Origin of the sequence: Tessaracoccus sp. SD287 (genome assembly GCF_017355265.1) — a bacterium.
GTDB lineage: Bacteria > Actinomycetota > Actinomycetes > Propionibacteriales > Propionibacteriaceae > Aestuariimicrobium.
Window position 1 is genome coordinate 40,613 of record NZ_JADIJQ010000004.1, and the last position, 24,327, is coordinate 64,939.

Genomic DNA, 24,327 nt, shown 5'->3' on the forward strand with positions numbered 1-24,327 from the left:
GATCAGTGGTGACTGCCGCTCACATGCCCGTGAGCGTGCTGGTGGGGGTCTGCGTCGAACGTCGCGGCGCAGTGGGCGGAGCAGAAGTAGAAGGTGGTGCCCTCGTGCTCCCGCTGCGCGGCTGCTGTGGAGGGATCGATCTTCATGCCGCAGATGGGGTCGACGACCTTGCTGGAGTCATGCTTCTTCTTGCCAAACAGGGACATGGTTGCTTCCTTCGGGTTGGGTTGGGTGTGGCCGGTAGAGGGGGTCGCGCCTCCGATCTCGACGATGGACGGGTCAGCGCTGAGGTTCTGGGTGGCCGCGCCGATGGAATGTGGTGTCCATCGGCGGAGACGGTTGGCGTTGGTGACCACCGACAGGGAGGACAGTGCCATGGCTGCGGCGGCAACCATGGGGCTGAGCAGGATGCCGAAGAAGGGGTAGAGCAGGCCGGCGGCCACCGGGATGCCCAGGATGTTGTACAGGAACGCGAAGACCAGGTTCTGCTTGATGTTTCGCATGGTGGCCCTGGACAGGTCGACCGCGGTGACCACCCCGGACAGCGCGCCGGAGATCAGGGTGATGTCTGAGGACTCGATGGCCACATCAGTGCCAGTGCCAATGGCTGAGCCCACGTCTGCCTGGGCCAGGGCCGGGGCGTCGTTGATGCCGTCGCCGACCATGCCGACGACCTTGCCCTCGTCCTGCAGGCGGCGGACCTCGGCAGCCTTGTGAGCCGGCATCACTTCTGCGACCACGCGACGGATCCCCACCTGAGAGGCGATGGCGGCGGCAGTGGCCCGGTTGTCGCCAGTCATCATGATGACCTCGATACCGCGCTCCTGCAGGGCCGCGACTGCGTCGCGGGAGCCGTCCTTGATGGTGTCGGCGACGGCCACGATGCCCGCTGGAAGGCCGTCGACGGCAACCAGCATCGGGGTCTTGCCGCCAGCGGCCAGCGCATCATGCAGGGCCAGTAACACGTCTGTGGGCACGCCGGACTCGGCGAGGAGCCGACGGTTGCCCACCAGGACCTCGTGGCCGTCGACGACGCCACGGACGCCCTGTCCGGTGATCGAGTCGAAGCCGGTGACGTCGGCCAGGGTGAGCTCGCGGTCAGTCGCGCCGGTGATGATCGCGGACGCCAAGGGGTGCTCGGAGCTTTTCTCCACGGCGGCGACCCAGGCGAGCAGGCGGTTCTCATCGATCCCTCCGACGGTGGCGACGTCGGTGAGAGCCGGCACACCTCGGGTGATGGTGCCGGTCTTGTCGAGGATGATCGTGTCGAGCTTGTGGGCGGTTTCTAGGGCTTCGGCGGAGCGGATCAGGATTCCGTGTTCGGCTCCCTTCCCGGTGCCGACCGTGATCGACATCGGGGTGGCGAGTCCGAGGGCGCACGGGCAGGCGATGATCAGCACCGATACGGCTGCGACGAGGGCGAACACGAAAACAGGTGGGGGACCCACGAGCAGCCAGATCGCCAGGGTCCAGACCGCGATGATAATGACGGCGGGCACGAAGTAGCTGGACACTTTGTCCACCAGGCGTTGGATGGGGGCCTTGGACCCCTGGGCTTCGCGGACCAGTTTGATGATCTGGGCGAGCAGGGTGTCGGAGCCGACCTTGGTGGCGGTGTAGCGCAGCGCACCGGTCGCGTTGATGGTGGCCCCGATGATGGGGTCGCCGACGGACTTGGCGACGGGGATAGATTCTCCGGTGACCATGGACTCGTCGACGGCGGAGGAACCGCTGACGACTTCACCGTCGACGGGCATCTTCTCGCCCGGGCGGATGAGGATCACATCGCCGACGACGACATCCTCGACGCGGACCTCGACTTCGGTGTCGTTGTCGCGCAGGACGCGGGCGGTGCGGGGCTGCAGCCCGATGAGTTTGCGGATCGCCTCGCCGGTGCCGGCCTTCGCCTTCGTTTCGAGAAGCCGGCCCAGCAGGATCAAAGTGATGATCACACCCACAGCTTCGAAGTACACCTGACGCAGTTCCACGGGAAGGACGCCAGGTACAAAGGTGACGAGCAAACTGTAGCCAAATGCCGCGACAGTCCCGAGGGTGATCAGCGAGTTCATGTCCGCGGTGCGGTGCGACAGGGCACGCCACCCGACGCGGTGGATCGGCCACCCCGACCAGAGCATCACCGGGGTGATCAGCGCCAGTTGCAGCCACGGGTTCATCAGAACCTCAGGCACCCAGGTGGCGCCGAACAGCTCAGCGGCCATCACCGCGACCAGCGTCGGCGCGGTGAGGATCGCGCCGATGATCACCCGGCGGGTCAGGTCCCGGATCTCGTCGGCCCGCTCCTGCTCATCGTCATCAGCGTCGCCCGTCGACAGCGCGGCCGGCGGAGAGGCGGTTTCCTGCGCATGGTGCTCCGGCGTGGTGCCGGGTGCTGGGGTGGTGTGGGCGTCGCCAGTGACGCGAATCAGGCCGGAGACCATGTTCATGCCGCACGCGAACCGGAACTCGCCAGCCTCGGTGGGGGTGAACTCGACGGCGGTTGTCTTGTACGCGGGAAGGCTCGCGTTGATCTTGAAGTCCGGCATGACCACCCGCGACGTGCACTCACCCCCCTCTTTACGGTCGAACAGGATCCGCATCGGCATCCCGGTGCGCACCCCGTCGATCACCCCGGGGCTGTAGCCGCCGTCGACGGTCACATTGACCACCTGAACACCGTCCTCGATGCGGACTCTGCCGGCCCTTTTCGGACCGAAAAAGAACCACAACAGCAGCCCGGTCAGGACGACTGCCCCACCTATGACCAGCCAGAGCATCACAATCTCCAATTCCCGTCGACTCCCCCTCAGTACCCTGGGGGGGTATATCCCGAGGATAACCGTGGTCATGGCAGGAAACGACCTCGATGGGGTCAAGCTTTGGTCAAGAACCGTCGGTGTGTCACGATTCTCCTTCGGTCGGCACGTCCTCGGTCACCGCCGCAGGCGTGGGGGTCCGGCGTGGTGGTCGCAGGGCGATCCACATGGCCACGAGCACCGTGGCCAGGCCGACGCTGGTCCACCCGCCGGGGCGCTCCCCCAGGACGACGGCCGCCAGAGCGATACCGAGGACCGGCGTCAGGAACGTCCACGTGGTCAGGGCGTCGAGTCGGCTGCGGCGGGCCTCGGTGAACCACGCCACCGTGGTCGCCGCGGTGCCCACCGCCGCCAGGAACGCCAGTGACAGGACGAAGCGCGGCGTCCAGGCGATTACCGGTGCGCCCCCCACGGCCGCGGCGAGTACTGACAGCGCCGCTCCATTGCCCCCGCCGCCGGGCAGCGCGACGAGGACCAGCCCGGCGAAGCCGACGACCAGCGCGGCCGAAGTCCGTAGGGAGAGCCTCTCTCCGTAGAGATACCAGACGGGCAGGAGGATCAGCAGGGGCTGGGCGTTCGCCAGCACTGCCGAAGTGCCGGTCGCGCCGCCCGCGCCGCCCGCGCCGCCCGCGACGCCGGCGACGCCGGCGAACATCGCGGCGAAGGTGACCGTGACGTTCACAAGGCCCAGCACCGTGATCAGTCACGGTGCACGAGCGCCACTGGGGGTCGACCGGTGCCCAGGCCGCGGTGATCCACAGCATCCGCCACGGCTTCGGCCGCAGGGGAACCGCTCCGGCCGCCGAGGCGGCCGGAGCGGTGGTGCCAAGGGGGATGTCCACGCCGAGCCGTGTCAGGGGACGCCGACCGGCGCAGGTGCCGTCGGTTCCGGCGTTCGGATGGCGCCCTGGGGCGCGGCGGGGGCTTGCTGCGCGGGAAGCCGCAACCGTTTCAGCAGCAGCGCATTGATTGTGACGATGACCGTGGAACCCGACATTGTCAGAGCTGCGATCTCGGGACGCAGCATCAGGCCGAAAGCGGGGTAGAACACGCCCGCAGCTATGGGCAGCGCGATGGCGTTGTACCCGACCGCCCAGACCAGATTCTGGCGCTCCTTCCGCACGGTGCCCTTGCCGATGCGCAGTGCGACGGAGACGTCCAAGGGATCGGAGCGCATCAGGACGATGTCCGCGGTCTCGATCGCCACGTCCGTGCCGGCACCGATCGCGATGCCGATGTCGGCTTGGGCCAACGCCGGGGCGTCGTTGACGCCGTCACCCACCATTGCGACCGTCTTCCCCGCCTGCTGCAACTCGGCGATCTTGTCGGCCTTGTCCCCGGGCAGGACCTCGGCGATGACGGTGTCGATGCCGAGCTGCTCGGCGATGCGCAGGGCGGTGGCCTCATTGTCGCCGGTCAGCATGACGACCTCAATCCCGGACTCGTGCAGGGCGGCGACAGCTGCGGCGGCCGTGTCCCGGGCCGCGTCGGCCAATGCGATGACACCAACCGCGCGCCCGTCCACCGCGGCGAGCACCGCCGTGCGCCCCGATGCGGCCAACTCGTCCCGCCTCGCGGCGAGATCGCCGAGGTCGACGTTCTCTCGGATCATGAGGCGGAGGTTGCCCACCAGGACCCGGCGGCCGTCGACCGTGGCTGTCGCCCCATGGCCGGGGACGTTGAGAAACTCGCTCGCGGAAAGCACCGGAACGCCGCGCTCGGCGGCATGGCTGTCGATCGCGCGGGCCAGGGGGTGCTCCGACTCGCGTTCGACGGCGGCGACCAGCCCCAGCATCTCATCCTCACTTATCCCCGCCGCGATGACGTGGGTGACTTCCGGCTCGCCCTTGGTCAGGGTGCCGGTCTTGTCCATCACCACCGTGTCGATCTGGGCCGTCCCCTCCAGCGCTGTGGCGTTCTTGAACAGGACCCCCCGCTTGGCGCCGAGCCCGGTGCCGACCATGATCGCCATCGGTGTGGCCAGCCCCAGGGCGTCGGGGCAGGTGACGACCACGACGGTGATCGCGAACAGCATCGCCACTGGCACACCCACGCCGGCGAGCATCCACACCGTGAAGGTCACGGTGCCGCCGATGAGGGCGACGAACACCAGCCAGAACGCGGCCCGGTCGGCCAGGCGCTGCCCGGGTGCCTTGGAGTTCTGTGCCTCTTGCACCATCTTCACGATCTGCGCCAGCGCGGTGTCCGCACCGACCTTCGTGGCCCGGGCCCGCAAGGTGCCGGTGGTGTTGATCGAGGCGCCGATCAACTCCGCGCCCGGCGCCTTCTCCACTGGCATGGACTCTCCGGTCACCATCGACTCGTCGACCCCAGACTCTCCCTCCTCCACCACCGCGTCGGTGGGGATCTTCGAGCCGGGCCGCACCAGCAGCAGATCGCCGACGACAACCTCGGCGGTGGGTACCTCCAGGGGTTGTCCGTCACGAATCACGAGAGCCTGGGAAGGGGCCAACTGCAGGAGCGTGCGCACCGCGTCGTTCGCGCCGCCCCGGGCTCGCATCTCCAGCCAGTGCCCCAGCAGCACGAAGGTGGTCAGCACGGTGACCGCCTCGTAGAAGACCTCACCACCGCCGGTGAGGGTGACCACCAGGCTGTACAACCAGCCAGCCCCAACGGCGACCGCCACCAGGACCATCATGTCCAGCGTCTTCGCCCGCAGCGCCCGGTAGGCGCCGTCGAAGAAGATCCACGCCGAGTAGAACACCACCGGCAGCGACAGGATCAAGGTGAACACGTCGTCGCGCAGCCCGAACGCCAGCGGCGGGTTCACCCCCAGCACATCACGCCCGAGGGGGGACCAGATCGTGATGGGGATAGCCAGGATCAAGGCAACCAGGAACCGGTTCCGCATGTCCCTGGCCATGTCCTCCATCGACCCACCATGACCGCCGTGGCCCATCGCCGCCTGCGCGGAGCCGCCAGCCTCGTCCTCAGCGGCGCCGTGGCCGGCCGCGTGCCCCGCGTGGGCGTCGGGGCCCGCGGTCGGGGCCGGTTCGGCCATCGGGTGGCACATGTGGTCGGGCACGGACTGTCCGGTGCAGTGGTAGCCGCAATCGGTGACCCAGCCGACCAGCTCGGCCACCGAGGTCTTGTCCGGGTCGTAGGTGACTGTCGCCGTCTGGGAGACGGCGCTGGCCTCGACTCCGAGCACGCCGGGCAGCTGTAGTAACGTCTTCTCGAGCACCGGTTCCGAGGTGGCCCAGTGCAGGCCACCGGCCTCCAGGACCGTGGATTGACTCTTCATGATCGGGTTCCTTTCCGGCCGCTTGGCCGACAGGTCGTGCGTCGACGGGCGGCGTCCCGTCCGTCGGGTCTCAGGCCGTCGTTGCCCGGACCGGGGCGGGAAGGAACTCCCGGCGCATCCCCAGGGCCTCGTCAGTCATCTTGATCGAGGTGGAGCCGTCGGTCACGGTGCCGGCCAGTGCGCGTATGGCATCGATGGTCTCGGGGACGACGATTGCCTCGTTGAAAACTTGGTAGGTGAGGTAGGCCTCGTCCCCCTGGACGGTCAGGACGTCCTCCCACACTCCGACCTCCCACATGTCCCCGCGGGGCCGGCCAAGGTCCCGCATGAGCTCGACCGTGGTGTTCAGTGCCGTGAGGCCGTCGGCCATGCGGATGAACGCGATGCGCGGGGCAGCGCGCAACGCGTCGAGGACCTCCTCGCGGGTGGCCGACCGGGTCAGCTGCAGGGTCCAGTAGTGATTGTGGGTCTGCGTGTGCGCCGCCTTCGCGGCCATGGTGACCACGTCCAGGTCGGGCAGGACAGTGCGGGCGTCCGGGCCCTGGTGGGACGGGATGGAGGCCTCGGGAACCATGGTGTTCATGATGCCGCCCTGGTGGGACGCGCCCGGGTCGGTGGCCCGCCGGATCAGGACCCCGCGGGCCCGGGCGAGCAGGTCGGCGTCCCTCAGCGCCCCGAGCACGCGCACGATGCTGGTGGTGTTGCACGAGACCACCCGGGTGGTGTCCCGGCCGAGCGCGGTGGCGTAGTTGGCCTGGGCGACGAAGGAATGCCCGGTCGTGGTGTGGGACTCCCCGCCCTGGAAGACGGACTTGACTCCGGCGGCCTTGTACGCGTCGAGATTGCTCGCTGCGACCTTCTTCGGAGTGGTGTCCACCATCACGTCCACCCGGCCGAGCAAGTCCGGCAGTGTGCCGGCCACAGGCACCCCGGCCGCCCGCATCGCGGTGCCCGCCTGCGGGGTGGCGGCGAACACGTCGAGGCCGAGCCCGACGGCGGTGCGCACCCGCCAGTCCGAGGCGACATCCGCCACCCCGACGAGGTCCATGTCGGGCATGGCGCGGACGGCGTCCGCGACCCGCTTGCCGATCACTCCGTAGCCGTTGACGGCAACCTTGATACTCATAAAAAGCCTCCAGTGCTTGTTTCGTGCCTTGTGTCTTCTGAATCTTGTGTCGCGGTCGGTCGGTTCGGTCGGGAAGGATCAAGCGCCGCGCTATTTCGCTGCCGTGGTGGACGAGGCGGCAATACAAGCCCCTAGCTAGGACCAGCCACAGCATCCCTTCTCCTCTGGTCGGCTTGAACTCCGACCCATTACCCTGGGGGGGTATACCCGAGGGTAGGCCCGATGATGTGGGGAAACGACACCGAGGAGGTCAGGTTTCGGTCAAGATTCCTTGGCCGCTGTCCACTGGGACTGTGGTGGTGCATGTAATGGCGGGATCCGGCTCGGGCGGCGCCGGGCATTGGGTCAGTTCGAACCCGGAGGGGTCGAGGGTTAGGAAAGTCACGTGTCGACCAGGTGCAACCGCGCTTGTTTCTCCGTCTGCCGGTGGCCCACATGCCCAACAACGCGTAGACCGTTCCGAGCAACAAGGTGGCCTCGACGAATGCCGGGGCCATGAAGATCTTGACCAAACCTTGTCCGGCTCCGACCTGTGACTTCATGTGACCGGGTGACTCTTGGTCGAAGAGGCCGTCGCGGCCAACCCTGCGGCGCCCTGACAAGTCTCGAGGTGAGGGAGTTCGTTGTGTGGCCGGAGCTGTTCTCGATATTCGGTGTGGGAATTCAGTCCTATGGGGTGAGCAAGGCATTGGCCCTACTGGCGGGTGCCTTCCTCCTGGGCCGCGCCTTCACGCGGCTGGGCTTTGACAAGGACCTTGCCCACTCCATTGCCGTGTGGGCGACCGTGTGGGGGTTCGTCGGTGCCAAGGTGTACTTCGTCGTCGCGAACCTGGCCAATTTCAGTTGGCATCACTTCGGTGGGTCGGGCTTCGTCTGGTACGGCGGTCTGATCGGTGGAGCCATCTCGGTGGTGGTGATGACACGGCGCCATGGTCTGCCGCTGGCGCTGGTCGCGGGGGCGATGGCGGCGCCGTTGTCGGTGGCCTACGGCATAGGCCGGATTGGTTGCTTTCTGGCCGGTGACGGCACCTACGGCAAGCCGACAGATCTGCCCTGGGGGATGGCCTTCCCCGATGGTGCCGTGCCGGTGGATGTTCCCGTGCATCCGGTGCAGTTGTACGAGGCAGCCGGGGCATTCCTGATCGCCGGCGTCCTCTGGGTGCTGGGGCGCCGGCTCCGACCGGTGGCGGTTTTCGGGTCCTACCTGCTTCTCAGCGGCGCGGCTCGTCTTTTCGCCGAGATCCTTCGGGTCAACCAACGCGTCCTGTTCGGTCTGACCGAAGCGCAGCTCATCGGCCTCGGCAGCGTCGTGGTCGGCGTTGTCCTCATCCTTGGCGGGGTTGGCCATGACGCCGACCCAGTCGTTGCAGGCGAAGCGCAATCCGCTGTCCTCAGCCCAGAACCCGTGGGGCGGTGAACGTCATGGACACGACCATCGGCACCGCTGCCGGGGCGACAGGTTCTGGTCGCGGATTCTGGGGCGGCCTGTGGGCCGGCACGAGAGCCGTCATCGGAGCGTTGATGGGGCTGGCTCCGCACGTGATGCATCACATCGGGTTCCTTGCCGGGGCTGCGATCCTGACCGGCTTCTTCGGCAACGCGGTGTTGTACGTGGCTGGCTTGTTGTTGAGCATCCCGCTACTGCGGCGGTTGCGTCGCCGGTTCGGCACTTGGACTGCCCCGGCGATCGGGGTGGTTGTGTTCACCGCCCTGTTCGCCCTGTCCGCGTTCGTGATCGGCCCGCTGTTCAACTCCGCCGCCTCCACCGAGCCGGGCACCCCTCCACCGGGGGCCAGCGCCAGCGCCACCAGTTCCGAGGAACACTCGGGGCATCACAGTGCCTCGCCCTCGAGATAGACCGACCGCCTCGGAGCGACCGATCCACGAAGAAGGCGTCCAGGTTGGACTGCCGCCTGACCTGAGGGGGCCGCCTGCCAGCATCATCCGGCACAGCAGGAGAGCCTGGCGACGTCCGCGGTGAAGGACTGAGCCGTGAGTTTGAGGCCTTCGGCCATGGTCAGGTAGGGGCTCCAGAGGGTTGCGACCTGGTCCACGGTCATACCGGCCTCGAGGATGTAGACACCGGCAGCCGCAATGTCCCCGGCATGCTGCGCCACAGCCGTGATCCCGAGGATGCGGCCGGTGTCGGCGTCGGTAACCATCTTGATCAGGCCCCGCGTGTCCCTGTCCACAATGGCGCGCGGTACGTGCTCCAACGAGATGACGCGGTAGTCGCACCTGATACCAGCCTGGCGGGCCTGCTTGTCGGTCATTCCGACGGCGGCGAGGGACGGGCTTGTGAAGGTGACGCGGGGCAGGTGATGGTAATCGATCCGTCGATTGGCGCCCATGAGGGCGTTGTCGACGGCGAGGGTGCCGTGGGCGGCGGCGACGTAGACGAACTGCGGGTGGCCGGTGACGTCGCCGACGGCCCAGATCCGTGGGTTGGTGGTGCGCAAATGGTCGTCGACGACGACCTCGCCGAGGTCGCCTACCTCCACCGCGACTGCATCCAAGCCGAGCGCTGCGGTGACCGGCCTTCGACCGGTGGCGACGAGCAGTTCAGCGGCCGCCAGTACCTGGCTATCGCGGCACATCGTGGCGGTGACAACGACTTCACCTGTGGCCCTGTCGCGACGGACCGCCGTTGGGACTGCCTGAAGTATCACGCGGATGCCCTCGTCGGCAAAAACCTCTTGAAGGGCTTGAGAGGCCTCGGGTTCTTCGCCCGAGGCGAGGCGAGAGCGGACAAGCATGGTGACCTTGGAGCCCAGGCGGGCGAAGAGCTGGGCCTGCTCGAGCGCGACGGATCCGCCGCCGATGACCAGCAGGGACTCGGGGACCCGGTCGAGCTCCATCGCGGTCGTTGAGGTGAGGTAGCCGCTGTCCTCAAGTCCGTCGACCGGTGGTGCCCACGGCGCGGCGCCAGTGGCGATGAGGTACTGGTCCGCGTGGACTGTCCAGCTCGAACCGCTGGGGGCGGTGATCATCAGCTGCGGGTCCACGGCGGCGCCGGTGAAGACAGCACCGCCTCGGTGCAGGTCCCAGCCGTAGTCGGTGGCGAGATCAAGGTACTTCTTGCTTCGCAGGGTACCGATCAATTCGTCCTTACCGGCGATCAGTGCGGCCATGTCGACCTGGCCCGCCGTTGCGGTGAGACCGGGGAAGCGGGCTGCGTCGAGTGCAACGCGCCGGGCCTCCGCGGCTGCGAGCAGCGCCTTGGACGGAACACAACCGGTATTCACGCAGGTGCCGCCGATCGTGCCTTGCTCCACCATCGCCACGCTCTTGCCAAGGTTGGTGGCGCGGATTGCCGCGGCAAATGCGCCGCCACCGGATCCGATCACTGCCAGGTCGTACGTGGTGTCCATGGCCTTCATGTGGGCCTCCCTCTCGTCACGACTATCCTTGACCTTCCAGTGCAATGGAAGGTCAAGGGAGGGTGGTGCACATGCGGATCGGTGAGGTGGCCCACGTGGCCGGGACCACGACGAAGACCCTGAGGTTCTACGAGCAGGCTGGGCTACTGCCTGGCACGGACCGCACCGCCGGCGGGTACCGCGACTTTGGCGAAGAGGTGCTTGGTCGGCTTGACTTCATCCGCCGCGGCCAGGCGGCGGGTCTGACCCTTGCCCAGATCAGGCAGGTGCTCCAGATCCGCGACGGCGGCCAGGCCCCGTGTTGGCACGTCACCGACCTGCTGGCGACCCACCTCGAGGACATCGATCGGCAAATCGCCCAGCTGCAGGAGCTGCGCGCGACGGTCGTCCGTCTGCTCGACGACGCCGGCGCTGCAGATCCCGCCACCTGTTCGCCCGGGCAAGTCTGCCGGTACCTGTGAGCACTTGACGCATACACACCCAGTCGCGACTCAGCGTCTGATCAGTGGTGTGATCTGCGCTCCAGAGCGCCGTGCGTGGGGTGGCTCGATCTGAAACGTGGAGTGCTCGACGCTCACCTCGAAGTGCCAGGTGGGGGACCTTCAGGATGTGGCGACGGACGTCATCGAGATCCAGACCACTTGGTGTGGATTCCAGGAGGATCCCACCCGCTTCCTTGAGGATCGAGATGGCACGGGGGACGATGAGGGAAGCGATGAACACGCCCGCGAGGGCGTCAATCCGGGTCCACCCGTGAGCGAGATGGTGATCGCGCTGATGATGACTGCGACTGATCCGAGGGCATCGTTGACCACCTGTGATCCCGAAAGCGATCGCCAGTCTGCCCCGGTTGGCCGTCTGGTTGGTGTCGGCATGGTCGTGGGTATTGCTCATGCGAAGATCACCTTCTGGTCTGTCCGGAGTTCGGGCGCTGTGATCAAGGCAGGGCGGCGGCGCGGCCTGCGCGGATACCGTTGCCGATCACGAACACCTCAGCGACTTCGTGGACGAGCACCACGGCCGCCAGCCCCAGCACTCCGAAGAGCCCCAACGGGATAAGGATGCTGATGAGTGCGAGCGAGAGGATCACGTTTTGAAGCATGATCCGGCGGGTCCGGCGCGCGTGGTCGAGGGCGTGGGGCACTAGCCGCAGGTCGTCGCCCATGAGAGCGATGTCAGCGGTCTCGATGGCGACGTCGGTGCCCATCGCCCCCATCGCCACGCCGAGGTCGGCGGTGGCAAGCGCGGGGGCGTCGTTGACGCCGTCGCCGACCATCGCCGTGGAGCGCCCGCGCCTGCGGAGTTGGTTGACGATCGCCGACTTGTCCTCAGGGCGCAGGTTTGCGTACACCTCGCTGATCCCGGCCTCTCGGGCGATGGTGCGGGCCGTGGCGTCGTTGTCCCCGGTGAGCATGACAATTCTGTATCCGTCGGCCTGGAGGTGCGCGATGACCCCGGGCGCTTCGGGCCGGAGTTCGTCTCGGACGGCGATCACGCCGACTGGGGCCCCATCAACTTCTACGATGACGGCGGTGGCACCCGTTCCCTGCATGCGGGTCACGTCGGGGGCGAGTGGGCCGGCGTGGATCCAACCAGGACGTCCGAGCCGCAGGCTGCGCCCGTCGAGGTTGCCCGCAAGTCCGGATCCCACCTCGGCCGTCACGCCGTCGGCCGGGCGCACGTCGTCGACCTCGGCAAGGATCGCTCTGGCCAGGGGGTGTTCGCTGCGGACCTCCAGTGAGGCAGCCAGGCCCATCACCTCGGCGGCGGAGTATCCGTCGGCGGAGAACACCTCAACCACGGCTGGGCGGTTGCGGGTCAGGGTGCCGGTCTTGTCCAACGCGATGGTGCGGACGTTGCCGAGTGTCTCCAACGCGGCGCCCCCCTTGATCAGGACCCCACGGCGGCTCGCCGCTCCGATGGACGCCACCGCTGTCACGGGCACTGAGATGGCCAGCGCACATGGGGACGCCGCCACCACCATCACCAGGGCGCGTTGGAACCACAGAGCGGGCTCCCCGAGCAGGAACCCAGCAACGACGGTGAGGGCGGCGGCGATGAGGATTCCCGGGACCAGTGGCTTGGCGATGCGGTCGGCCAGTCGTTGGGTAGCGCCCTTCCGAGACTGTTCGGCCTCGACGATGTGCACGATGCGCGCGAGGGAGTTGTCCGAGGCCGTCGCGGTCACGGTCACCTCAAGAACACCTGATCCGTTGATCGAACCGGCGAACACCTGATCTCCTGGACCGGCCTCGACTGGCATTGATTCGCCAGTGATGGCGGAGGTGTCCAGCACCGTCCTGCCGGCCATGATGTCACCGTCCGTCGCTACCCGTTCGCCGGGTCTCACGATCATCAGGTCCCCGACCACCAGGTCATCGGGGCTGAGCACCACGTCCCGATCGTCGCGTCGGACGGTCGCCTCTCGCGGAACCAGATCCAGCAGCGCTCGCAACCCGTGTCGGGTCTTTGTCAGTGAGTACTCTTCCAAGCCCTCTGCCAGTGAGAACAGGAAGGCCAGCATCGCGGCCTCCTCGATCTGGCCGAGGGCGGTGGCGCCGACGGCCCCGATCGTCATCAGCAGGCCGACCCCGAGTTTGCCGCGGGCCAGCCGCCTTAGAGCTCCGGGCACAAACGTCGACGCTCCCACGAGGAGCGCGGTGGCGCTGAACACCAGCTCGGTTGACTCCCACCCCAACAGCCCAGAGACGAAGCCCGCAAGCAACAACGCAGCAGAGGCGAGCCCGAACTGAATGTCGCGAACCTGCCACACGCGCTTTACCGTTTCATCATCCTCAGAGGCCAATCCGGCTGGTGCTTCGCACCCGCACGCGCTCTCGATGTCCTCACCTACTTCAAGGTTGCGTCCGCTCATCGCTGAGCCCTCGTCTGGTGTGTCTTCAACTGTTCAGGGGTGGGGTTCGTGGTGGTGCCGATGCCATAGTTCGGACACAGCGCCACCGCCTGGCCGGTTGACTCGAGGAGACGCTCCGCGGCCGCCAGCACCGCGAGCAACTCCGGGGCGCCCGCCAGCGAAAACACCGAGGCGCGACCCTCGGGCCGCGACTCCACCAACCCGCACTCACGCAGGCAGGCGAGGTGGGCACTCACCGTTGACTGGGCCAACCCGAGGTGCTTGGTCAAATCGCGAACCCTGTGCTCGCCCAACGTCAGGTGTTGGAGGATCGCCAGCCGGGACGGATCGGACAATCCATGGAAGAACGCCGCAGCCACCGACAGGTCGTCGAGCGAAGTGGCATCGCCGCGTGGGGTTATCATCGTCATAACTCGATGCTAGCACCGGGGGGACGGTCGCGTGAGGCTGGGACTTGTGGTTCACAGGCGAAGCTGCCGCCGACCACGATGTCGACGGCAGCGGGACGGGATCGTCAGTGCCCGTGGCCGGCGCGGCCGGAGTGGTTCATGAACAGCATCATCACGGCCATCATGACCATGCACCCCAAGGCATAGAGGATGACGCCCCCGCCAGCAGCGCCGGTCGCCATCAGGTAGACCACGATCGCCAGCATGGGGGCGCACATCAACAGATGCACCCACCACTTGTGACCGGTGTGTGATGCGTGCTGGGTGCCCAAGGCCTCCGGACGGGGGCCCGCGTCCGGTGCCCCCCAAGAGGTGGTTCCGCCACGCTCGTCTGGAAAGCTGCCGTCGTGGCGATGGGCCTGGTCCTGCTGTGGCGTGTGGTGGGTCATGATTGCTCCCTGGCCGTTCGGATGAAGTAGTTCAATTATGTCCACCAGGCATTCATGTCTGACGTAGTCACGGTCTGGTATTCGTCAAGAATCGTGACTTCATTCGACATACTTCAAGGCGATCATGTCCCACATCCTGACCGGATCGGGTTTTGCCTGGCGTTCGGCTCTGTGCGTTCATGTACTCCGGGGCCAGGAAAGTGAACTCGGTGCCGCGCAGGCCACGTGCCTTTGTGCTGATCCATTCGAGACCGCCACTCCACCGCTCCAAGGCAGCCTGCGCGACACCCACAGCGCCAAGGTGTGCAGGCCACTGAGGAGTTCCTCGGCGGTACGGCGGCCGAGGAGGTGGAGCAGCTTGATGTAGCGGCTGTGCCGGCACACCAGCGTGCCGATCGTCGAGAGTTCACCGCGACCGCTGATGAGCTCGCCCTCCCAATCCCCGCGCGGCTGCGATCGGCCGCGGCGATCGGCCGGCCGGGACTGATGAACCGTGGCGAACGTTCCTGCGGACGACGGCGGCGTTGACGTCGCGGCGACAATCTGAGGGCGGCGTTCGACGCCTGCCATCAGGCGTCTGGACGCCACCCCTGGAACGGTCAACGTTCTGTGAAGTGGACTCTTTGTATCAAGGGTCACTCTTCCCAGCCAGCCACGCTGGCGCGCACCACACCTGGGTCAGGACATCGTCTTCATGCGGGCGATCTCTTCTGTCTGTGCCTTCACCACCGTTTCGGCGAGTGATTTCACCTCGGGGTTCTGCGTGGTCGTCAGCACCTCCTCGGCCATGGTGACTGCACCCTCGTGATGCTTGATCATCAGCTCCACCCATAGGCCGTCGAACTCCGCACCCTCAGCTGCAGTGAGGGCGTCCATTTCAGCCTTGGTCATCATTCCCCCAGACCCGTGGTCCATGGTGGCGGCGGGTCCGGACTCGCCCCAGTCCTTGAGCCAGCCCTCCATCGTCTTGATCTCCGGATCTTGGGCCGACTTGATCTCAGTGGCCAGCGTGCGAACCTGCTGGGACGCGGTGGTCTTTGCTAAGGCGATGTCGGCCATCTCGATGGCCTGCTGGTGATGCGGAATCATCATCTGGGCGAACATCACATCACCGGCACGAGCTGCCTCGTTCGAGGGGGCTGAGGATGGGGAGTTGCTGGAACTGGGCACGGCGGCGGGATTGCTTGCGTTGGAATCGGAGCAGGCGGCGAGCGCTCCTGCCATTGCCAGCGCGATGGCGCTGGCGCTGAGGCGGCGTGCAATGCGGTTCATGGTCATTCCTCTTCATCGGATGGACGGGCGAGAACTGACGCTCCCCCGTTGGGGTTGCGAGCAGCCGCGCAAGTCTTCACCTCCACTTCACAAGGGTTCGTCTAGATCAGGTCAAGATTCGATGAAGGATGGCAACCTGGAGTCCGTCGACGGGGAGGACGTGACTAGCTAGACACGGTACGTCTTCACCGAACCTTCACCGAAGGTTCGCTCGATGACGACACCTGCGAGCTGTAATGAATGCCTGTACCACCATGGGTATGGGACAACTGGCGACCTCATTCGACGTAGTTCAGGGCGATCATCATGCCCGCCTCGGCGTGGTAGATGTTGTGACAGTGCACCGCCCAGGAGCCAGCGTTGTCCGCATCCAATTCGATCGGCATCGACTGCATCGGCGCGAGCAGAACGGTGTCCTTCCGCAGGCCGGACGGCAGCGCGAAGGTATGGCCGTGCAGGTGCAGCGGATGAGTCATCATCGTCATGTTCATCACATCCAGGCGCAAGCGTTCGCCGGCCTTGACGTTCAGTGGCTCGTTCTCGCCGAAGCGGGCACCGTTGATGCCCCATTGGTAGGGCTTCATCGAACCCTGCAGGGTCAGACCGGCCTTGGCATCCACCGCCCGTCCCGGCAGGGTGGACGACTCGTGCGGCTTCAGTTCCGACCCGGTCAGCACCTGGCCTGCAAGTTCGGACGGGGACACCCCCGCGGCAGGAGCAGCGCCGGATCCCGTCTTGACCAGGGCCATCGCCTGCCCACCCGACTTCTTCCCGAACGGTCGCGCGACCAGCGGGAACACCCCATCACCCAGGGTGACGACCGCGTCGTAACGCTCGCCCATGCCGATGTAGAACGCACCCACCTCCTGCGGGACGACCGCGAATCCGTCGGTGTGGGTGATGGTCATCCGGTGCCCACCCAGGGCCACGGTGAAGATGGTGTCGGCGGCGGCGTTGATGATTCGCAGGCGGATGCGCTGGCCGGGCTTGCCCGCAAAGGCGTGCGGCGCGCTGGGCACCCTGCCGTTGATGAGGAAGTGGGGGTAGGTCACGTCGCCGGCATCACCCCACGGTTGTTCACCTTGCCCGCCATGTCCTCCGTGGTCCATCCCGCCCATGCCACGGGTGGTTGGCCCGCCGTCGGCGATCAGCTTCGCGAGCACATCGTCCGGCGTGCTTCCGGTGCCGTCAACCCAGTCGTCCAGCACCACGATCCACTCGTCGTCGTAGGCACCGGGTTCGGCCGGGTCATCGATCACCAGTGGGGCGTACAGGCCGCGGTCGAGCTGGACGCCGACGTGCGGATGGAAGAAGTACGTGCCCGGGTCGGGGGCGGTGAATTCGTAGACGTACTTCTGTCCGGTGGCGATCGGGTCCTGCGTCATTCCGGGCACACCGTCGGCGTGATTGTTCAACCGGATGCCGTGCCAGTGGATCGAGGTGTCGACCGGCAGTTGATTGTCCAGGGTCAGGCGGAGGAAGTCGCCCGCTGTGACGCGCACCACGGGCCCCGGAGCGGAGTCGCCGTACGCCCAGGTCGGCACGGTGGGGCCACCCAGATCCAGGGTCATCGGCCTGGCCACCAAGCTCTGCTCGACGACCTTCTGCCCGGGGGCGGGGGACGGTGTGGGCACGGCGAGGGATGTGGAGTCGGCAGAGGTGGTGGTGTCACTGCAGGCCGTGAGGACGGCGGCGCTGATCCCCAGTCCTCCGAAGATCGCGGTGCGGCGGGAAATGCGGGTCATGGAACCCTCTCATGGGGGTAGGGGACAGATCCCGAGCCTGCGTCGCACTCGTTCGGATCCGGTGTCGAGCGTGTCAGGATGTGGTCAAGACCCGTCTCGCGGCGAGTTGCCAGGTTGATCGTCGCGACTGGTGGGGGCAGCGCTGAACAGGGCACCGATGCCGAGTGTGATGACCACCCAGAAGCTGAGGGTTCCGAGCATCATCAACAGCCACATGGTCCAGTGCACCTGGGCCTCCCCTCCACGGTCCCGTCCTGTGTCCCACCATCCCCGAGCCGGCAGGCACATCCCGTCTCGGGCCGGTTCAGGTTGGGTCAAGAAGCAGTGCCGCCGCTGGTCCGCACGCTCGACGGCCGGACGGAAGAGCCATACTGGCCAGCATGATGACCGATGGTTCGGCCACCACCACCGTGATGGTCGTGGAAGACGAGCGAGCCCTCGCCGGGGTGGTGGCGTCCTACCTGGAGCGGGCGGGTCACCGCGTCAGCACCGTGCACAACGGGCTGGAGGCCGTCGCCCGTGCCCGTGAGGAGGGTCCCGACGTCATCATCCTCGACCTTGGCCTGCCAGAACTGGACGGTATCGAGGTCTGCCGGCGCATCCGCACCTTCTCGGACTGCTACATCCTGATGCTCACCGCGCGCGGTGACGAGGTTGATCGGCTGGTGGGGCTGTCAGTGGGCGCCGACGACTACCTGACCAAGCCCTTCAGCAACCGCGAGCTGGTGGCGCGCGTCCAGGCCGTGCTGCGACGTCCACGCCGACCCGCCGTCCCCGACTCCATCGAGGGGGAGCGGGTCTTCGGCGACCTTCGCATTGACCCGGCCGGGCGAGAGGTCTGGCTGGGCTCGGCCCCGGTCACCCTCACCCGCACCGAATTCGACATCCTCGACGTGGTCTCCTCCCAGCCCAGGCAGGCGCTGAGCAGACGCCAAATTATCGATGTGGTGTGGGACCCCGCCTGGGTCGGGGACGAACACGTGGTGGACGTCCACGTCGCCAACCTGCGCAAGAAGCTGCACGAGGACCCGAACGAACCGCGCTACCTCACCACGATCCGGGGAGTCGGCTACCGAATGGGCAAGGGGTGAGGATGGCGCCCGGTGGCATGGCGTCCTGGCGCCTCGGTACTCGACTGTTCGTGGCCCAGGCCATCGTCCTGCTGGCCATCGTGGTCACCGCTGGACTGGTCGCGGCGATCGTGGGGCCACCCCTGTTCCACGACCACCTGGTGCAGGCCGGTTTCCCGGAGCACTCGGTCGAAATCCTCCACATGGAGCGGGCCTTCACCGACGCGAGCACCATTGCGCTCGGGGCGGGCCTACTGGTGGCCCTCGGATGCGCCCTGGTCGTCGTGTGGTTCCTGACCCAGCGGATCGGGCAGCCGGTGCAACGCCTGACCGAAGCCGCCGGACGGATCGCCCGCGGCGATTACAGCACGCGGGTCACCGATGCCCGTGGCGGACCCGAGTTGACCTTGCTGGGGGAGTCATTCAACGTGATGTCCGACCGGCTGGGGAATGTCGAGACCACCCGGCGTCGCCTGCTCTCCGACCTCGCGCACGAGATGCGCACACCGATCGCCACGCTGAACGCGCATCTGGAGGGCCTCGCCGACGGTGTCATCGCCTGGGACGAGCAGACGCGCATCATTCTGGAGCAACAGGCCGAGCGGCTGACCAGACTCTCCCGCGACCTCGACGAGGTGTCCCGGGCCGAAGAGGGACGCATGCTCCTGGAGGTGGGCGACCACCGCTTGCCGGACCTGGTCGCAGCCTCAGTGGGCCAGGTACAGCAGGCCTACGCGGCCAAGGGGGTCCAGCTGACTGGCACCGCTGAGGAGGCGATGGTGCGCGCCGACCCGCAGCGGGTGGCGCAGATCCTGGGCAACCTGCTGGCCAATGCGCTGCGGCACACACCGCCCGGTGGATCGGTGACCGTGGCGGGTGCGGCTTCCCCGGACTCGGTGACGATCACCGTGGCCGACACCGGTCAGGGCATCACCGCCGAGCAATTGCACCATGTCTTCGAACGTTTCTATCGCGGGGACGCCGCCCGTGAGGCCGACCAGGGCGGCTCGGGCATCGGGCTGACGGTGGCCCGAGCGCTGGCCGAAGCCCACGGTGGTTCGCTCACGGCGACCAGTGCCGGCAGGGGGATGGGCGCCACGTTCGTCCTGCGGCTGCCCCGCCGCGCGTGACCGGGTCGGCACTATGGTGAGCCCAAGACCCCACCCCTCAGGAGCCACCCAGTGACGACGGTCCATGACGTGATCGAGGCGTTCGACGCCGCCCGCTCCCAGTCCGAGCGCGGCACCCGCTTCGAGGAACTGATGGTCAAGTACTTCACCCTTGACCCCACGCTGGCCTCCCGCTACACGAACGTGGCGCGCTGGGGCGACTGGACTCACCGGGGAACCTCCCCCGACGTCGGCATCGACCTGGTCGCCCAGGACCGTGAGACCGGCGACTGGACGGCGATCCAGTGCAAGTTCTACGCACCCACCCACTCGCTGCAGAAGCAGGACATTGACTCGTTCTTCACCGCCTCGGGCCGCAGTTGGAACGGCGTAGGGTTCACCAACAGGGTGATCATCTCGACCACCGACAAGTGGTCGAAGCACGCCGAGAGCGCGCTGGACGACCAGGGCATCCCGGTGCAACGCATCGGTCTGGCCGACATCGCCGAATCGCCCATCGACTGGTCCTTCGCCGACCCCAAGCAGTTGGTGGTCCGCCTGGAGCGTGCGCACAAGTACTCCACACGCCCCCACCAGGACGAGGCCATCGCCGCGATCCGGGCCGGTCTGCAGGCCCGCGACCGGGGGCAGTGGATCTCGGCGTGCGGCACCGGCAAGACGTTCACCTCGTTGAAGCTGGCCGAGCAGATGGCCGCCACCAACGGCGGGTCGCTGCGGGTGCTGTTCCTGGCCCCCTCGATCCAGCTGGTGGCCCAGACGCTGCGGGAGTGGACTGCCCAGACCCATCTCGACCTGCGGGCGTTCGTGGTCTGCTCGGACTCCAAGGCGTCCCGCGCAGCCGAGGACATCAGCCCCCATGACGTGCCGCTGCCCGCAACCACCGACTCCCAGGAACTCCACGATCGCCTGGTCACCGCACGTCGGTCGGCGGGGCTCAGCGTGGTGTTCTCCACCTACCAGTCCATCGATGTGGTGTCCCGGGCACAGCAACTGGGGGCCGGTGAGTTCGACCTGATCCTGTGTGACGAGGCGCACCGGACCACCGGTGTCACCCTGGCCGGTGCCGACGAGTCGTCGTTCGTCCGGGTGCATGACAACAGCTTCCTGGCCGGCGCCAAGCGGCTGTACATGACCGCGACCCCCCGGGTGTTCGGCGACGACGTGAAGAACAAGGCCGATGACCACTCGGCGGTGCTGTCCTCGATGGACGACGAGGCACTGTTCGGCCCGGTCTTCCACCGGCTCGGCTTCGGCGAGGCCGTCGCCCGTGACCTGCTCACCGACTACAAGGTGATGGTGCTGATGGTCACTGAAGAACAGATGGCCGGGCCGATGCAGCAGGTAGTGGCCGGTGAGCATCGCGAACTGCCCCTGGACGACGCCGCCAAGATCATGGGCAGCTGGAACTCGCTGGCCAAGCGCACCCACACCGGGGATCCCCATCCCGCGTTTCCGCCGGACTCGACGCCGATGAAACGCGCGGTGGCGTTCCTGGCCAACATCAAGTCCTCCGAGCGGGTGGCCGGGGCCTTTGAAGAGGTGGTCGAGGCGACCGGTGGAGCCGAGGCGACCCAGCGGTTGGCCTGCGAGGCGCAGCACGTGGACGGCACGATGAACGCCCTGGTCCGGGCAGAGAAGCTGGCCTGGTTGAAGGCGCCGGTGGTCGACGGGCAGTGCCGCATCCTGACCAATGCCCGCTGCCTGTCCGAGGGTGTGGACGTCCCGGCGCTGGACGCGGTCATGTTCATGTCACCGCGCAGTTCGACGGTCGACGTGGTGCAGTCGGTCGGCCGGGTCATGCGCAAGGCCCCCGGCAAGGACTTCGGCTACATCATCCTGCCGGTGGCGGTGCCGGTGGGCGTCGACCCGGCGGACGCGCTGAACAACAACAAGCGCTTCCGCGTCGTCTGGGAGGTGCTGAACGCGTTGCGCGCCCACGACGACCGGTTCGAGGCCATCGTCCAATCGATCAACCTGAACGGTGGCCGCGACACCTCGGGCCGAATCATCGTCGACACCCCCGACCGGTTCGACGGGGACGACACCCAGACGGGCGCCGCCCAGCTGCCCCTGTTCGGGCTGGAACAGTGGCGTGACGCCATCTACTCCCGGATCGTGACCAAGGTCGGTTCGCGGGAGTACTGGGACCAGTGGGCGGCCGACGTCGCCGACATGAGTGCCGCCCAGGTGGCGCGGATCAACGCGATCCTGGCAGCGTCCTCGCCCGAGGTCACCCGTGCTTTCGACGCTTTCCTGGCCGGGCTGCGCGGCAACCTGAACGATTCGATCACCCGCGACGACGCGATCTCGATGCTGAGCCAGCACCTGATCACCGCCCCGGTCTTCGATGCCCTGTTCGGTGGGTCGGGGTTCGCGGCCAGCAACCCCGTCTCCATCGGCATGCAGACGATGCTGGACGTGCTGGAGGACCAGGGTCTGGAGGCCGAGACCGAACACCTGACGCGCTTCTACGACTCGGTGCGGAACAAGGCAGCCGCCGTCACCGACGCCGCAGGACGCCAGAGCGTCATCCACGACCTGTACGAGAAGTTCTTCAAGAACGCCTTCCCGAAGCAGGCCGAGTCGCTGGGCGTGGTCTACACCCCGGTCGAGGTGGTCGACTTCATGATCCGCGCCGCCGACGAGTTGAGCCGACGCGAGTTCGGCCACGGGTTGTCGGATGAGGGTGTGCGAATCCTGGACCCGTTCACCGGCACCGGCACCTTCGTCGTCCGGTTGCTGGAGTCGGGGGTGATCCGCCGCGAGGACCTGGCCCGCAAGTACGCCGGCGAACTGTGGTGCAACGAGATCATGCTGCTGGCCTACTACATCGCCTGTGTGAACATCGAGACCACGTATGAGTCGGTCACCGGGTCGGCTGAGTACGTGCCGTTCCCGGGCGCGATCATGACCGACACCTTCCAGATCTCCGAGCACGGTGACCGGGCCGACACCAGCCTGCTGCCGGCCAACAACGCCCGCATCGAGGCCCAGTTGCGCAGCGACATCACGGTGATCATCAGCAATCCCCCGTACTCGGTGGGCCAGTCGAGTGCCAACGACAACAACGCGAACCTGAAGTACCCGAGCCTGGACGCCCGGATCGCCGACACCTACGCCAAGCGGTCGACGGCGACGAACAAGAACAGCCTGTACGACTCCTACATTCGGGCCTACCGGTGGGCCACCGACCGTTTGGAGGAGCGCGGCATCATGGCGTTCGTCAGCAACGGCGGCTGGCTGGACGGCAACACCGCCGACGGGATGCGTCTGTCGATGGCCGAGGAGTTCGCCAGCTTGTGGGTGTTCAACCTGCGAGGGAATCAGCGGACGGCGGGAGAGTTGTCGCGCCGCGAGGGTGGGAAGGTTTTCGGGCCGGGCAGCCGGAACACGGTGGCCGTCGTCCTGGGGGTCAAGCGGCCCGACCACGTGGGGCCGGCCGTGGTGCACTACCGCGACATCGGTGACTACCTGGACCGGGAGCAAAAGCTGGAAATTTTGCGGTCGGCCGGGCTGGGGGATGAGGGCTGGATCGAGATCGTCCCGAATGCGGCGGGGGACTGGGTGAACCAGCGGGACGCGGTGTTCGAGACGCTGCTGCCGATCGGGGACGTCTTCGCGAGCGCGTCCGCAGGGGTTCAGACCAATCGCGACGCCTGGTGCTACAACTTCTCGGGCGCCAAGGTCGAGGCGAACATGAGCCGGATGATCGACACCTACAACGCGGAGGCCGCTGCCGGGCACAGTGCGGAGTCGGAGCTGAGCTCGGACGAGACCCGGATCAGTTGGTCCAGCAGTCTCAAGCCTCGTGCCATGCGGGGTGAAGCACATGCCTACACCGGTTCATCGGTGCGAACGTCCCTCTACCGGCCATTCAGCAAGCTGGCCCTGTACTTCGATCCCGTTTTCAACCATCGGCCGGGACAGATGAAAGCCATGTTCCCCACGGCTAACACCCCGAACATCGGGTTCTTGGTCATCGAGCCCAGTGGCCGCACCCCATTCTCCCTGCTCGCCACCGACCTACTTCCGGACAGCAAGACCTACGTCGAGGCGGCTCAGTTCTTCCCCCGCTGGACCTACGTCCCGGGTCCGAAGCGTGCTGAGAACGACATGCTCTTCGTCCCCGAGGGTGAGCTGGTCGACGGCTACCGGCGGGTGGACAACATCACCGACCAGGTGCTGGCCAGGTTCCAGCAGGCGTTCGGGCCGGGCGTCAGCAAGGACGACATCTTCGGCTACGTGTACGCGGTGTTGCACTCCCCGCAGTACCGGACCCGGTTCGCCGCTGATCTGAAGAAGATGCTGCCGCGCATCACGCTGGCCGCGTCCGCCAATGACTTCCGGGCCTTCGCCGACGCCGGTCAGCGACTGATGACCTTGCACGTGGACTACGAGTCCGTCGAGCCGTACCCACTTCAGGAGTTAGTGGCCCCCGCCGTCGGCCTCAACGACTGGGACCTGTTCGCGGTGGGCGCCAAGATGAAGTTCCCCAGAACGGGCGGTGACGTGGATCGCTCGCAGCTCGTGGTGAACCCACACGTCACCCTGGCCGACATCCCCGAGCAGGCACACCGCTACCAGCTCGGGTCCCGGTCGGCGCTGGAGTGGATCATCGACCGCTACTGGATCCGCACTGACAAGGCCTCGGGCATCGTCAACGACCCCAACGACTGGTCCCGCGAGGTTGGCAACCCCCGCTACATCGTCGACCTGCTCAAGCGAGTGGTGACTGTTTCGGTCGGCACGATGCAGATCGTGAACGCGCTTCCCGAACTGCCTTTGGACTGACGATGGCCACTGTCCAATGTCA

The 24,327-nt window shown here is 66.8% G+C and carries 16 protein-coding genes; 6 read left to right on the top strand and 10 right to left on the bottom strand.

The genetic code is table 11. The features are described 5' to 3' along the window. Positions 1-2 precede the first annotated feature (2 nt). The 4 genes from IPV09_RS02715 to IPV09_RS02730 all read right to left on the bottom strand — a co-directional run bounded on the left by IPV09_RS02715 (position 3) and on the right by IPV09_RS02730 (position 7,204). Positions 3-2,774 carry a heavy metal translocating P-type ATPase gene (locus IPV09_RS02715; RefSeq protein WP_242681153.1) on the bottom strand — a complete coding sequence of 924 codons (2,772 nt, stop codon included), beginning with the start codon at positions 2,772-2,774 and terminating at the stop codon, positions 3-5. A gap of 124 nt (positions 2,775-2,898) precedes the next feature. Next, the gene (locus IPV09_RS02720) at positions 2,899-3,507 is read right to left on the bottom strand and encodes an EamA family transporter (RefSeq protein WP_207473527.1); all 609 of its coding nucleotides are present in this window, start codon (positions 3,505-3,507) and stop codon (positions 2,899-2,901) included. A gap of 159 nt (positions 3,508-3,666) precedes the next feature. Continuing rightward, positions 3,667-6,078: a cation-translocating P-type ATPase gene (locus IPV09_RS02725; RefSeq protein ID WP_207473528.1), complete on the bottom strand. Its 2,412-nt coding sequence runs from the start codon at positions 6,076-6,078 to the stop codon at positions 3,667-3,669. Positions 6,079-6,148: 70 nt separating this feature from the next. Further along, entirely contained in the window at positions 6,149-7,204 is a 1,056-nt protein-coding gene (locus IPV09_RS02730; protein WP_207473529.1) for a type II glyceraldehyde-3-phosphate dehydrogenase, read from the bottom strand. 610 nt (positions 7,205-7,814) lie between these two features. Here IPV09_RS02730 and IPV09_RS02735 point away from each other — a divergent pair. Next, positions 7,815-8,621: a prolipoprotein diacylglyceryl transferase family protein gene (locus tag IPV09_RS02735; protein WP_207473530.1), complete on the top strand. Its 807-nt coding sequence runs from the start codon at positions 7,815-7,817 to the stop codon at positions 8,619-8,621. A 5-nt stretch (positions 8,622-8,626) separates the two neighbouring features. Beyond that, entirely contained in the window at positions 8,627-9,061 is a 435-nt protein-coding gene (locus tag IPV09_RS02740) for a hypothetical protein (protein ID WP_207473531.1), read from the top strand. Positions 9,062-9,144: 83 nt separating this feature from the next. On the opposite strand, the gene merA is transcribed toward IPV09_RS02740, so the two are convergent. After that, positions 9,145-10,575 carry a mercury(II) reductase gene (gene merA, locus IPV09_RS02745; protein WP_207473609.1) on the bottom strand — a complete coding sequence of 477 codons (1,431 nt, stop codon included), beginning with the start codon at positions 10,573-10,575 and terminating at the stop codon, positions 9,145-9,147. Positions 10,576-10,655: 80 nt separating this feature from the next. Between merA and IPV09_RS02750 the strand changes: the two genes are divergently transcribed. Beyond that, the gene (locus IPV09_RS02750; protein ID WP_207473532.1) at positions 10,656-11,045 is read left to right on the top strand and encodes a heavy metal-responsive transcriptional regulator; all 390 of its coding nucleotides are present in this window, start codon (positions 10,656-10,658) and stop codon (positions 11,043-11,045) included. A gap of 476 nt (positions 11,046-11,521) precedes the next feature. On the opposite strand, the gene IPV09_RS02755 is transcribed toward IPV09_RS02750, so the two are convergent. The 5 genes from IPV09_RS02755 to IPV09_RS02775 all read right to left on the bottom strand — a co-directional run bounded on the left by IPV09_RS02755 (position 11,522) and on the right by IPV09_RS02775 (position 17,314). Further along, on the bottom strand, positions 11,522-13,426 hold the full coding sequence (locus IPV09_RS02755; protein WP_370590197.1) for a heavy metal translocating P-type ATPase: 1,905 nt from the start codon (positions 13,424-13,426) through the stop codon (positions 11,522-11,524). A gap of 29 nt (positions 13,427-13,455) precedes the next feature. Then, complete coding sequence (locus IPV09_RS02760; RefSeq protein ID WP_207473534.1) at positions 13,456-13,869, bottom strand: helix-turn-helix transcriptional regulator; 414 nt, start codon at positions 13,867-13,869, stop codon at positions 13,456-13,458. 104 nt (positions 13,870-13,973) lie between these two features. Then, positions 13,974-14,297, bottom strand: a complete 324-nt coding sequence (locus IPV09_RS02765) for a hypothetical protein (protein WP_207473535.1) — start codon at positions 14,295-14,297, stop codon at positions 13,974-13,976. A gap of 678 nt (positions 14,298-14,975) precedes the next feature. Further along, positions 14,976-15,569, bottom strand: coding sequence for a DUF305 domain-containing protein (locus IPV09_RS02770; RefSeq protein ID WP_242681154.1), 594 nt, complete (start codon positions 15,567-15,569; stop codon positions 14,976-14,978). 278 nt (positions 15,570-15,847) lie between these two features. Beyond that, positions 15,848-17,314, bottom strand: coding sequence for a multicopper oxidase family protein (locus tag IPV09_RS02775; RefSeq protein ID WP_207473536.1), 1,467 nt, complete (start codon positions 17,312-17,314; stop codon positions 15,848-15,850). Positions 17,315-17,694: 380 nt separating this feature from the next. Between IPV09_RS02775 and IPV09_RS02780 the strand changes: the two genes are divergently transcribed. The 3 genes from IPV09_RS02780 to IPV09_RS02790 are packed head-to-tail and all read left to right on the top strand — an operon-like array spanning position 17,695 to position 24,305. Next, positions 17,695-18,405, top strand: coding sequence for a response regulator transcription factor (locus tag IPV09_RS02780; protein ID WP_370590192.1), 711 nt, complete (start codon positions 17,695-17,697; stop codon positions 18,403-18,405). 2 nt (positions 18,406-18,407) lie between these two features. Then, positions 18,408-19,514: a cell wall metabolism sensor histidine kinase WalK gene (locus tag IPV09_RS02785; protein ID WP_242681155.1), complete on the top strand. Its 1,107-nt coding sequence runs from the start codon at positions 18,408-18,410 to the stop codon at positions 19,512-19,514. Positions 19,515-19,565: 51 nt separating this feature from the next. Next, entirely contained in the window at positions 19,566-24,305 is a 4,740-nt protein-coding gene (locus IPV09_RS02790; protein ID WP_370590193.1) for a DEAD/DEAH box helicase, read from the top strand. Positions 24,306-24,327 lie beyond the last annotated feature (22 nt).